This is a genomic window from Aeromonas molluscorum 848, assembly GCF_000388115.1.
GTDB classification, from domain to species: Bacteria; Pseudomonadota; Gammaproteobacteria; order Enterobacterales; family Aeromonadaceae; genus Aeromonas; species Aeromonas molluscorum.
This window is the reverse complement of record NZ_AQGQ01000119.1, coordinates 1-12,082: the sequence shown is the minus strand read 5'-3', so window position 1 is coordinate 12,082 and position 12,082 is coordinate 1. Positions and strand designations below refer to the sequence as shown.

At 60.3% G+C, this 12,082-nt stretch carries 12 protein-coding genes and 1 pseudogene; 3 read left to right on the top strand and 10 right to left on the bottom strand.

Features of this window, described 5'->3' with window-relative positions; translation table 11 throughout:
- Positions 1-12 precede the first annotated feature (12 nt).
- The 6 genes from G113_RS14605 to G113_RS14580 all read right to left on the bottom strand — a co-directional run bounded on the left by G113_RS14605 (position 13) and on the right by G113_RS14580 (position 6,384).
- Entirely contained in the window at positions 13-891 is an 879-nt protein-coding gene (locus G113_RS14605) for an MCP four helix bundle domain-containing protein (protein WP_005905537.1), read from the bottom strand.
- A 13-nt stretch (positions 892-904) separates the two neighbouring features.
- The gene (locus G113_RS14600; protein WP_005905536.1) at positions 905-3,112 is read right to left on the bottom strand and encodes a chemotaxis protein CheA; all 2,208 of its coding nucleotides are present in this window, start codon (positions 3,110-3,112) and stop codon (positions 905-907) included.
- 18 nt (positions 3,113-3,130) lie between these two features.
- The gene (locus tag G113_RS14595) at positions 3,131-3,457 is read right to left on the bottom strand and encodes an STAS domain-containing protein (protein ID WP_005905535.1); all 327 of its coding nucleotides are present in this window, start codon (positions 3,455-3,457) and stop codon (positions 3,131-3,133) included.
- Positions 3,458-3,469: 12 nt separating this feature from the next.
- On the bottom strand, positions 3,470-3,838 hold the full coding sequence (locus G113_RS14590; RefSeq protein ID WP_005905534.1) for a response regulator: 369 nt from the start codon (positions 3,836-3,838) through the stop codon (positions 3,470-3,472).
- A 9-nt stretch (positions 3,839-3,847) separates the two neighbouring features.
- The gene (locus G113_RS14585; RefSeq protein WP_005905533.1) at positions 3,848-5,026 is read right to left on the bottom strand and encodes a methyl-accepting chemotaxis protein; all 1,179 of its coding nucleotides are present in this window, start codon (positions 5,024-5,026) and stop codon (positions 3,848-3,850) included.
- 260 nt (positions 5,027-5,286) lie between these two features.
- Complete coding sequence (locus G113_RS14580) at positions 5,287-6,384, bottom strand: ketoacyl-ACP synthase III (protein ID WP_005905532.1); 1,098 nt, start codon at positions 6,382-6,384, stop codon at positions 5,287-5,289.
- 263 nt (positions 6,385-6,647) lie between these two features.
- Here G113_RS14580 and G113_RS14575 point away from each other — a divergent pair, with 263 nt between their 5' ends.
- Positions 6,648-7,568: a LysR family transcriptional regulator gene (locus G113_RS14575; protein WP_005905531.1), complete on the top strand. Its 921-nt coding sequence runs from the start codon at positions 6,648-6,650 to the stop codon at positions 7,566-7,568.
- Between the two features lie 172 nt (positions 7,569-7,740).
- Positions 7,741-8,349, top strand: a complete 609-nt coding sequence (locus G113_RS14570) for a LysE family translocator (RefSeq protein WP_005905530.1) — start codon at positions 7,741-7,743, stop codon at positions 8,347-8,349.
- 14 nt (positions 8,350-8,363) lie between these two features.
- Here G113_RS14570 and G113_RS14565 read toward each other — a convergent pair whose 3' ends face one another.
- A complete protein-coding gene (locus tag G113_RS14565) occupies positions 8,364-8,795 on the bottom strand; it encodes a DUF2938 domain-containing protein (RefSeq protein ID WP_269077644.1) in 432 nt (143 codons plus the stop codon).
- Between the two features lie 186 nt (positions 8,796-8,981).
- Here G113_RS14565 and G113_RS14560 point away from each other — a divergent pair, with 186 nt between their 5' ends.
- The gene (locus tag G113_RS14560; RefSeq protein ID WP_083940395.1) at positions 8,982-9,347 is read left to right on the top strand and encodes a MerR family DNA-binding protein; all 366 of its coding nucleotides are present in this window, start codon (positions 8,982-8,984) and stop codon (positions 9,345-9,347) included.
- 119 nt (positions 9,348-9,466) lie between these two features.
- Here the strand turns inward: G113_RS14560 and G113_RS14555 are convergent, their stop codons facing one another.
- The 3 genes and pseudogenes from G113_RS14555 to G113_RS14545 form a co-directional block, all read right to left on the bottom strand.
- Positions 9,467-9,943, bottom strand: a complete 477-nt coding sequence (locus G113_RS14555; RefSeq protein ID WP_005905521.1) for a methylated-DNA--[protein]-cysteine S-methyltransferase — start codon at positions 9,941-9,943, stop codon at positions 9,467-9,469.
- Positions 9,940-11,559 carry a DNA-3-methyladenine glycosylase 2 family protein gene (locus G113_RS14550; RefSeq protein ID WP_005905519.1) on the bottom strand — a complete coding sequence of 540 codons (1,620 nt, stop codon included), beginning with the start codon at positions 11,557-11,559 and terminating at the stop codon, positions 9,940-9,942. The genes G113_RS14555 and G113_RS14550 overlap by 4 nt, the downstream gene beginning before the upstream one ends.
- A gap of 224 nt (positions 11,560-11,783) precedes the next feature.
- Positions 11,784-12,082, bottom strand: a pseudogene (locus G113_RS14545) (carboxypeptidase M32); the annotation flags it as partial.

The window sequence follows — 12,082 nt, the reverse complement described above, 5'->3', positions numbered from 1 at the left end:
CGCTCAGTCGTTTCACCATATCCCTAGGCGTTGTTCCAGGCTGATGCGGTAGCTGAAGTCGCCCTGTTCGACGGCGGCACTCACTTGCTGTTCTATGTCATTGATGAGGGCTCCGAGCTTGTCGACCATGTATTGCATGGCCTCCAGCAGTTGCCCCGCCTCGTCGCGAGAGTGGATCTCCAGCTTGACGTCCAGATCCCCTTCGGCCAACTGACGCGCGGCTTTTAGCGCCTGATTGATGGGGCCTGTGATGCTGCGAATGAGGCGCAAGCCAAACCAGATGGCCGCCATCAACCCCAAGACGATGCCAACGATCACGGTGGGCAGCAGGCTGCGATAAGCGGATTGAGCCCGTTCGAACTCAGTTTTGGCAACCTCGAGCTGCAGATTGACCAGTTCGGTCACCTTGGTGCTGATGGGGTCTATGGTCTCATAGAGGCGGCCATCGAATTCATCCAGCGTGCCTGTTACCAAGCCATGCTGGGTAGCCAGGCGGTGAGTGAGCAAATTGAGGTCCCGGTTTGCCGCCTCGAACAGACCAATGGCCTGGGTTGATAACCGCCGTTCATCTTCGGTGAGACTGGTTGCCTGATAGCTTTGCCACACTTGCTCAATCTGCTGCTGGGCATCCTTGAGCTCTTTGAGTGCCACCTCGGCGCTGATGAGACCCGCATTTGCCTTGTTGACGTTGTCAATGATGGCGACGGCGTAGAGATCCGATATCTCCTTGAGTTGTTTGAGGGGCACCACCCTGTCTTGATAGACCCGTAGCAGTCCCTGGTTGCCGTGGTGCATGCCGTACAGACCCAGGCTGCTCAGCAGCAATAGCAGTGTGCAAAGCGCACCGAGCAGCAGAAAAAGGCGGGTCTTGATGGTGGCATCCTTGAACATGGCTCGCTCCTACTCAGTTGATGCTTGATGGGGACAGGGTGTGCCCCATGACTTGATGGCCCAGTTGATGCAATTCCCGCTGGATGGCTGATTGCACCAGGGCCGGAATATCCAGGATCAGGGCGATGTCGCCTCCGCCGAGAATGGAGGAGCCACTGATGCCGCGCAGATGGTTGAACAGCTTGCCGAGCGGCTTGATGACGGTTTGCAGCTCGCCCAGCAACTCGTCCACCACCAGTCCGGATTTTTGTCCGCCATGGCTCACCACCACTATGTTCTCCCGCCGTCCCGGCTGGCTCTGGATATCGAAATAGTGTTGCAGGCGAACAAAAGGCAGTACTTCGCCCCGCAGGTTGATGTAATCGCGTCCCAGGGTGTCTTGCAGTGCATCCTCGGTCAGTTCGACACACTCGATCACCATGTCCAGGGGGATGACGTAGTGGGCGCTGCCGACCCGCACCAGGAAGCCGTCGATGATGGCCAGGGTCAGAGGCAGGCGGATCCGAACCAGGGTGCCCTTGCCGGTTTCGCTATGCAGCTCGACGCTGCCACGCAGTGCCTGGATATTGCGTTTGACCACATCCATGCCCACACCCCGCCCGGACAGATTGGTGACTGCCTCGGCAGTGGAAAAACCCGGCTCGAAGATGAGCTGGTAGATATCCTGTTCGCTGAGTTGTTGCCCTGGCGCAATGATGTCGCGCTCCAGGGCTTTCTTGAGGATCTTCTCCTTGTCGAGTCCTGCCCCATCATCCTGGATCTCCAGCACTATGCTGCCCGAGTCATGGAAGGCATTGAGAGTGAGAGTGCCCTGGCTCGGCTTGCCGGCCTGCTGGCGGCGCTCGGCCGATTCGATGCCGTGATCCATGGCATTGCGCACCAGATGCATCAAGGGATCGCCAATCTTCTCTACCACCGATTTGTCGAGTTCGGTATCGGCCCCCGAGATGCGCAGTGTGATGTCTTTGTCAAGCTCCTGACTCACGTCCCGTACGACGCGCTGGAAGCGGTTGAAGGTCTCGCCGATGGGCACCATGCGCAGGTGTAGGGCGCCGTCGCGGATCTCCTCGACCAGCATGGCGATGACAGAGGTTGCCTCCAGCAGCTGGCTATCGCGCAGGCGCTGGGCCAGCAAATTGGCGCCAGAGCTTGCCACCACCAGCTCGCCGACCAGGTTGATGAGGTCATCCAGCTTGTCTGCGTGCACCCGTACGAAGCGCTGTTCCTTGTTCTTCTGCTCCTTGCCTTGGTTCTGCTTCTTGAGGGCGGCATCGACTACCACTTCGTCCACGGCGCCTTGGGAAATCAGTATCTCGCCGAGTCGGGCATGGGGAGCCTGCGCATGGAGATGTTGCAGGTGCAGGGCCGCCTCCAGCTCGGCCTGAGTGAGGGCCCCTGTCTTGACCAGCAACTGGCCCAGCATCTCGTTCTCTTCCGGCAGTGCCTCAATTAGCGCCAGGTACTCTGCTAGCTTGCTGTGGGGGGGGAGGATCAGGATCTGGCAGTCGTCGCGCACGAATTCGAACACCTCGCTGATGCTCTCCTTGCTGGCCGTCGAGTCGAAGTCGATTTCGTAGCCGAGGTAGCAGTTCTCGGGATCAAGTGCTTGCCAGCCGGGCAGAGCCGCGGTGATGGTCTCTATCGCGACTATCTCCCCCAGCGTGGCGAGGTAGCGCAGAAAAGAGGTGGGCTCCATACCATTTTTAAACACTTCGCGACCGAACCGCAGCGAGATGTGCCAGAGCTCGGTCATGGCTTGCGGCCCCGGGTCTTGACGTTCGACGGGGCTGGTCTGGCTACAGGGCAGCCTGACCAGTGACTCCGTATCACCTTGCTGATAAATCTGCAGACGCTCACGTAGCATTCCATCCTGGGCAAGCTCGGCCGGCCCCGGATTATCCCCTTGTTCGACCACGATATTGACCAGCAGATTGATGTGATCGCAGCTCTCCAGCAGCAGCTTGATCAGCTCAGCCGAGATGGCGAGCCGGTGATTGCGCACCTGATCGAGTATGTCCTCGACGATATGGGTGAAACCTATGATGGGAGCCAGCCCAAACAGGCCAGCCGAGCCTTTGATGGTGTGGGCGGCCCGGAATACGGCGCCGATGATTTCGTCATCCTCCGGGGTCGACTCCAGGCGAAGCAGGGAAGACTCCATCTCCTCCAGCAACTCCCGTGCCTCGACAAGGTAGGTTTGTAGCGCCTGATCCAGATCCATGCTCGGGCTCCTTGTCGTCTAGTCGTTGAGGGTATAGCGCAGCAGTGTAGGATCGCCGAAGAAGCCGGAGAGATTGCACAGCTCTATGGCATCCAGCACGGCCTGGCTGTGAAACAGCAGATGCAGGTTGCGTCCCTTGGCTTGGGACGCTTGCTTGGCTGCGATCAGCAACTGCAAGCCGGCGCTGTCTATCTCGCTGACACCGGACAGATCCATCTCTATCTCTTGTGGCTGCTCCAGCCATTCGCTCATCTGCTCCTTCAGTTCGCTGGCGTGGTAGATGGTCATTTCCCCCTCCAGTTTCATGGTGATCTTGTCTGACACTCGTTCGGCGTGTAGCGGCATAGGCACTCCCGATTAAGGCATGATGAGTTTGGCGACGGCGGCCAACATCTGCTCAGGCTGGAACGGCTTGACGACCCAGGCCTTGGCACCGGCGGCCTGCCCTTCCTGCTTCTTGCTGTCCTGAGATTCGGTGGTCAGCATGATGATGGGCGTGAATTTGTAGCTGGCCAGCTTCTTGGCCTCCCTGACGAAGCTGATCCCGTCCATATTGGGCATATTGACGTCACTGATGATGAGGTTGATCTTCTTGCCATCGAGCTTGCGCAAGGCATCCCGGCCATCACAGGCATCGATGACATCGTAACCGGCAGTTTTGAGGGTCATGCCGACAACCTGACGAATGGTGGCCGAGTCATCCACGATCAAGATGGTTTTTCCCATGCTTAGCTCCTAAAAAAAGGTGATGTCGGTATCTGTTTTCTGTGCAGCGACGTGCTTGCCATGGTGGATATTGCGCTGTTCGTCGGTGGCATAGGAGAGTTCCATGTCCGACAACCAACGCTCGGCATCGATGGCGAGCCGCTCATGGACGGGGGCATGTTTCGCGGCAATGAGATGATCAGAGAGGCTCTCCATATTCTGGCGAACATGGTTCAGGATCTGGCTGACCCTGTCCTGGAACTGGAGTGAAACGATGACGTCCGATATCTCGGCATGGATGCCGCCACTCTCGTGCTGCAAGAGGGCGGCAGACTCGGCAAGGCTGGTGGTTGCACTGCGAAAGCTGGCCAGCACCTGCTCGATGGCGTGCTCCGAGTTCGCAACAGACTCGTGATCCTTGGTCGCCGCCGACTCGGCTATCTGGAGTACCTGGCCAATGCCGCTATTGATGGTGTCGACCTTGCCCGACATCTTTTTGGCCGTTTCACTCGACAAGTGCGACAGGGTGCGTACCTCGCCGGCCACCACGGCAAAGCCGCGCCCCGCCTCGCCAGCGCGGGCCGCTTCTATGGCCGCGTTGAGGGCGAGCAGATTGGTTTGGGATGCGATCTTGGCCACATCCAGCGCCATGGTATTGAGCTCCTGGGTGTAGGCGGTGAGTCCCTTGATCTCCGCCAGCATGTCGTCCCTGTTCTGCTGGGCCCTGTGCATGCTGGCCAGCACGGCGTTGAGCTGCTGCTGACTCTCGGTCAGCACGGCGGCCATGCCTTGCGAGTTTTCACCGGCAAGATCCCCGGCGGCGTGGTGGGAGGCGGCGACCGCCTCTTCCAGCTTGGTGGAGATACCGACAAAGCGTTCGGTGAGGCTGATCATGGCACCCTCACTCTGCTGGCGGGAGCTCTCGATTTGTTTGGTCCAGATGGGAACCGCCTGTTCGCAGACCTGCTCCAGTCCAGCCAGGGCAGGGACGACCACAGGGGACAGGTTCTCAGGGTCAGGCAACAGTGTTCTGGCTTGGTAACGGTGGAGCCAGATACCAAGGATCAGCGCCAACGCCAGGTTGAGGGCCAGATAGGGATAGGGTAACCCCTGGGTCAGTATGCAGAGCAGGATCCCGTTGATGACTGCCATGGCGAGCAGCCAGAAGAGGGGCGCTGGACCGGGGAAGATAGCGTTTTGTTTTGCCATACGTGAGCTCATCCGTGAACACTGGGGGTAATCTGAACTTATTCAAGGGCTGGGTAGCGCAAGGAAAAGTCATTAATAACCACTTGCTCAGTAATGGTAGCTCAAAAAGAAAAAAGGCAAGGGATCAGCAAGATAAAGTGGGAGCAGGGCGATAAATCGGGGAGGGGCAAGGCAGAGGATGGCAGTGGGCCATCCTCTTATGGAGCTTGTGACGGGTTTGCTGGCAGCCTGCGGCTGACCCTCGTGGGGAGACAGTGGCGTTATGGGGCAGGTACTTGTGGGCGCTCGGCCTGCTGGCAACCTGCGACGGCATCGGCAATGAGTTCGAGGCCCGTCTGGTTGCAAGGTGGCAGCTCGGCATCACAGTGGTTAATCGGGGTGACCCTATCCCCCCACTTGATGAGAGCTGCGCCCCAGGTCAGACCCGCGCCGAAGGCGGCGGTGAGCAGCCAGCTATTGGGGGCAACCCGGCCCTGCTCCAGCGCTTCACACAGGGCGATGGGTACAGTGGCGGCCGAGGTGTTGCCATAGTTTTCGATGTTGATCATCACCTTGTCCATGGGGGCATTCATGCGCTTGGCGAGGGTCTCTATGATGCGAATATTGGCTTGATGGGGCACCATGAGATCGACCTGCTCCGGGCTGATATTGGCTTGGGCCAGCACGGCGCCGATCGCTTCACCCATGCCACGTACCGCGCGCTTGAAGATCTCCTGACCTTCGAAGTTGAAGGTGAACAAGCCATCAATATCGGCAAAACGGATGCGATCGGTGCCAAAATTCGGGATGTGCAGTATCTCGCGCGCCTCGCCATCACAACCCAGTTTGTTGGCGACAAGTCCAGATTGCTGCGCGCAGGCCTCGACGACCACGGCACCGGCGCCATCACCAAACAACACGGCGGTATCGCGCTTAGCCCAGTCCAGCAGGGTGGTCAGCCGCTCGGCGCCTATCACCAATACCTTCTTCATCATGCCGGTTTGCACCAGGGCGGTGGCAACCGAGAGGGCATAGACAAAACCGGTGCAGGCGGCATTGAGGTCAAATACGGCCGCATTGCGGGCTCCCAGGGCTTGCTGCACCGCAGAGGCGCAGTTCGGAACTAGCGTTCCCGGGGTCGCGGTAGCGAGAATGATGCCATCGAGCTGGTCGGCATCGAGACCGGCACAGGCCAGGGCGCGACGAGCGGCCAGGGTGGCGAGGGTTGAGGTACTGACATGGGAAACTCGGCGGGACTTGATGCCGGTGCGGGAGTGGATCCACTCATCCGATGTTTCCATGATGGTGCAGAGATCGTCATTGCTCAGCACTGCGGGGGGCAGGCATTTGCCCCAACCTGTGATATTGGCGTAATTCATGGTGTGACCACTTGTCTGAGGGCCCGAAATCGGGCGAAGCATGAGGCGAAAAGTGGCGCAATTATGGCGTAATGGCCGGGATCTGTCATCCAGTGGTCATCTTGAGGGGCATTGGGGGCAAGGAGGGTTTCGGGTTGTATTGTGGGTTTCTAACTGGTTGCAGGTGATTGAGATAGTTGGTTATTTTCGCTTTGGTTAGGGAATGATGGCGCTCTGGATTAAGATGGACGGTGCCGACAAGGAGTGCGCGCGTGACATCAAATATGAACCCCAATCTGAATCTGCTACCCACCCTGAAAGTGCTGCTGGCAACCCGCAATCTCAGCCGGGCGGCAGAGCTTTTGCATCTCAGCCAGCCGGCTATAAGCAAGCAGCTGGGTCAGCTCAGGGAGGAGTTTGGCGATGAGTTGCTGGTGAGGGAAGGACAACGCTGGCTGCTGACCCCAAGAGCCGAGGCCCTTGCCGCCGTGCTGGGAGAGTCGCTGACCGGGATCGAACGGCTCTATGCGTCCCCCACCTTTGCCCCCGGCGGCTGTGAGCGGGTGTTTAAGCTTGCCTCCTCTGACTATGTGGCCCAGTACATCTTGCCGGATATTTGTGCCGAACTGGCCCGGCAGGCGCCGGGAGCGGCGCTGGAGTACAGCCTGTGGGACAAGCGCCAGTTGCCCGAACTATGGCGATCCGAACTGGATCTTGTCTCCACCATCACGGATCTGGTGCCGGATCAGATCCGGGGGCTGCATCAGGGAGAGGACAAACTGGTGGTGCTGATGGGGCGCCATCACCCTCTCGCCGGGCAGGCGCTCAGTCTGGATCATTACCTGACCTGGCCCCACTTGCAGGTAAGTGGGGGCGGCGATAAAGACAGCCCGGTGGAGCAAGTGCTGGCCCCGCTGGGGTTGGCACGGCGCTGGTTTGCGCGGGTGCCATTTTTCCAGGCAGCCCTTGAGGTGTTACTGCGCACCGACTGCCTGATGACGACCCCGGCACATATCGCCTGGCAGTTGAGCCAGCGACATGAGCTCTGTTTTGTCTCACTGCCATTTCAGACAAACTCCCAGCAGTACCATTTGATGTGGCACCAGCGTCACCATCAGGACCCTGCACATCGCTGGTTTCGTGAACTGGCGTTTCCTTTCCTGAAAGATCATCTGCAGCGTACCATGAGGGCCAGTCGCGCCTGACATTGACCCTAAGAGTATCTTCCGGTTGGGGCCTGCAATCTGCTAGGTATTGAACTGGTGCGACTCGATCCGCTATAGCCATCGGTTATGGGTTCTATTCATAACTTTCACTACTGGCATGGTGAGCATGACGCTACCTTGGTTGGCACTATGAGATTTCGGAGTTACTGATATGGAATTAACAAGCTGGCTGGCCCTTGCCGCCATCTGCGTGATGGGCGCCATCAGCCCGGGACCCAGTCTGGCATTGATCATCCGCAATACGGTACAAGGCGGTCAGCGGCATGGGGTGGCAACAGCGCTCGGACATGGCCTGGGCGTTGGTATCTATGCGCTGATCACGGCGCTCGGCCTCGCCATCCTCATTACCCAAACCCCGCTGCTGTTTGACCTCATTCGCTACGGCGGCGCCGCCTTCCTCGCCTGGCTCGGTATCAAAGCGCTGCTTGCCAAGCCCCAGGTCACTGGCATCGAAGCCGACGAGCATCAGAGTCGGGGACGTCAGGGCGCCTTTGAGGGGTTTATGGTTGCCTTCCTCAACCCCCAGCTCGCCATCTTTTTCCTGGCGCTGTTCAGTCAGTTCGTCCACGCCGACACCGGTTGGCGCGAAGGGAGCATCATGATGCTGACCGCAGGGGGCATAGATGCAATCTGGTATGTGCTGGTGGCGCTGTTGCTCTCCCGTGGCCCGGTGCTGGCCTGGCTCAAGGCCAAATCATCCGTCATCGACAAAGTGAGTGGCCTGGTGCTGCTGGGGCTGGCGCTGAAAGTGGTGCTCTGACCCTCTGTTGAGGCTCATGCCCACTGAAGCAGCTTTATCGCCCAGCCTGATGCATACAAGCCAAGACCGAACACCCCATGGGTGATGAGACTCTGGATCCGGGCAGAGGTCGGGTGCGTTGTGCGGGAGGCGGCGATGCCAGCGCCCATGCCCGGCTGCATGAGCAGGAAGGGCGCCACGACGGTACCAATGCCAATGATCAGTGCCGGGCCCAGAGTGGGAGTCTGGGTCCAGGATCCCCCCCAGATGCCAATCAGCAGGGCGGCGAAGGCGATACCTGTCAGATAATGCAGCGTCCATCCAATGATCCTTTCCCCGGGCATGGCAGGGGATGCCGCTATGGCGTCGTGCCGAAACTGTCCATGTCTCATGTGGGCAAGCCAGCGTCCCAGCATTCCGTAGTTGGGGGAGGGATGCCGAGCAAGGGTCTTCGCACCACACCCCACAGATCCATCACGGCCGTTGCGCCGACCCCAAGGCACACCACTGCCAGCAGATTGTTCATAGCCTTCTCCTTTGCTTGTTTAGATTGGCAACTGGGGATAGCGTACAACCTCAAGTCGACTTGAGGTCAAGGGGGATCGGTGGACATTTCTGATGTGGTGAAACGCGCCGGCATACCAGCCTAGACGCTGCGGTTCTACGAGGAGAGGGGGCTGATCCATTCCGTCGGCAGGCAGGGGATACGGCGACAGTTTCATGAGGGCGTGCTGGAGCGGTTGGCACTCATCGCCCTGGGGCAAACGGCGGGTTTCTCACTGGATGAAATAGGCCAGATGCTGGGGGAAAACAGGTGGCTTGAGATAGACAGAGCGCGGTTGTCAGCCAAGGCGCAGGAGCTTGATGACACAATCCAAAAGTTGGCGGCGATGCGCGATGGTCTTCGACATGCCGCCATCTGCTCGGCGCCCAGCCATATGGCGTGCCCCACCTTTCGGCGTCTGCTGGCGCGGGCCGCCGCTGGCGCAAGAGGAGCCAGCAAGAAGAAGAGAGTCTGAGAAACCTCGGGCGGCTATCCACCGGCGATAGTTCGGCACGGGGCCATCCGTCATTGACGATCTCCCAGGCTCTTGTCTGTGCAACGAGGTCGGAGCCAGAGGGGGGATGCTTCAATGCGTTAACAATCAATCCCCTCCAGCTTGAGCAGCGCTTGCTTGATCGCCAATCCCCCCGCATAGCCGGTCAGACTGCCATTTTGGCCGATCACCCTGTGGCAGGGCACTATGATGGAGAGCGGATTGCGGCCGTTGGCGGCGCCCACGGCGCGCACCGCCTTGGGCCTGCCGATGCGGCGCGCTATCTCCCCATAACTGCAGGTTTCACCATAGGGAATGTCGCACAGCGCCTGCCACACCGCTTGCTGGAACTCGGTTCCTTTGGCCGCGAGTGGCAGGGTGAAGCCTTGACGCTCCCCGGCAAAATACTCGCGAAATTCGGCAAGGTAGGGTGCCAGGGCTGCGGCGTCTCGCTGCCACTCATCTTGTATGGGCAAGGGGCGCTCGCCCTCCAGAAAATCCACATGGCACAAGCCTTGCTCATTGATGGCGATGAGCAAGGGACCGCAATCTGTGGTCAGCAGGTCGTAACGGATCATGATGTTGTCTCCGGATTGTCAGTGGGCGGCGTACCGATCAGGCCTGTCTTGGGCTGTCTCGGCCTCGGCTTGCGATTTATGCCAAGCAGTTCAGGGGCGGCGCTCATGGCGTGCCATAGCCAGCTGGCGGCATAAGCGCGCCAGGGATACCAGGGATGACTGCGCGTCTCCACCTCGGGAACCGGCAGTTTTTGTCCGGCGCCGAGCGCCTTTTGCAACACGAGATCCGAGGCGGGAAACGCGTTCGTATCGCGACCGGTGCGCAGGCGCCAGTAAGCGAGCGTCCAGGGGCCTATGCCAGGGATGGCGAGCAAGGCGTCATCACAATCCCCCTCCAGTACCAGCGCGCCACTTGTCATGGCGGCGGCCACTCCTTGCAGCGTGCGGATGCGGCTGCCGGGCATGCCGATGCCATCGAGATCCAGTGCGCATAATTGTGCCGGGGTCGGCAGTGCCGCCTCGCCAAATTGCAGTTCGGTGCGTGCAACCAGCCGCCCCATGATGGTAATGGCCCCCTTGACCGACACCTGCTGGCCGACGATGGCGCGCAGCAGCACCTCATAATCACTCCAGCCAGCGGGCAGCCGCACGCCAGGGCTGTGCGCCGCAAGGCTTGCCAATAGCGGATCCTGCGTCAAATGTGCGCTTATCTGCTCCAGGTCTGCATCCAGATCCCACATGCGGCGCACCCTGTGCAAGATGTCCGGCAGGGCGCGCGGCGCCACACCGCTCAGCGTCACGTTCAGCGTATGGCCCTGGCCTGGTTCGACGCGGATCCACCCATCACTGCCCTGAATCCTGTGGCGGCGCTCGTAATAATCGGCCCCGGCACGCTCCAGCCCCGGGATGGCGCGCAGTCGATAAAATGCCAGCATGGCTTGCACATCATAAGGGGGCCTGTAGGCAAGGCGCAGCATCAAGGCGGTCTCCCCCGTGCGCGGGGATACGAGGGATGACTCGGCCCGCTGTGTGCGCGGCGCCATGCCATAGGCATGCTGCCAGGCATCATTGAAGCGGCGAATGCTCGTAAAACCAGCTGCGAATGCGATCTCGGTGATCGGCAGGCGGGTATCGGCAAGCAGGCGCTTGGCGAGCAGCAGACGGCGAGTCTGCTCTATCTGCTTGGGCGCGGCGCCAAGATGCTGTTCGAACTGACGGCGCAGCGTGCGCTCGGTGACGCCGAGGGCGCTGGCCAGCTGTGCGAGGGATTGTTCGGCGAGCACGCCGCGATCTATTGCCCTGAGCGCGCGCGCCAACAGATCCGGCAGGGTGCGCTGCGTCCCGGGGGCAAGCTCGGGGCGACAACGCAAGCAGGGCCTTAGCCCGAACTGCTCCGCGTTTGCTGCGCTCTGAAAGTAACGCACGTTGCGCTCCAGCGGCGCGCGCGCCGGGCAGATGGGACGGCAATAGATACCGGTCGACAGCACCCCGGTGAAGAAGCGGCCATCGAAGCGCGCATCGTGCGCCAGGCGCGCCTCGAGACACTCAGCACGGCTCAGGCCGATGCGGACTTGTTCGTGGGCCTCGGCCTGCGCCGTGCTGGAAACACCAGCGGGCGCACACTGAGTGGTGGCACTGGCGGGTGCAGCACTCTTCGCTGGTTCTGAACTGGCCATGGCGCGGCTCCTGTAGCAGTGCGGCAGAACGATATGGTCCCGGAAAGAGAAGAAGAGGGAGGGGGCAATGGGCCCTCCCTCGCGTTTGTTAGGGGCAGAGTAAGCGGGGGCGCGGGCTGATACTAGCCAGAATCGGACAGCAATGTAAAAAAACAGACGCCTGCAGGCGTCTGTGCTGGCTGAGCCGGGCTCAAGGAGCGCACATCAGCGCACATCAGCGCACATCAGCGCAGGTAGCGCTGCTCGAGGTGGCGGCGCAGCCACTGTGGGTTCAGCGCCTCGCCAGTTGCCCTCGTGATAAGCGCGTCCGTGTCGAACGCGCTGCCGTGTTGCCACAGGTTTTGCTGCAACCAGCCAAATACCTCAGCGAGTCGCCCCTGGGTAACCAGGCTGCCCAGGCTTTCCCCCAGGCAGCGCTCCAGCGCGAAGCGCAGCTGGGCCGCGTACATGGCGCCGAGCGTGTAACTCGGGAAGTAACCGAATGAACCATCGGTCCAGTGGATATCCTGCATGCAGCCGTTTT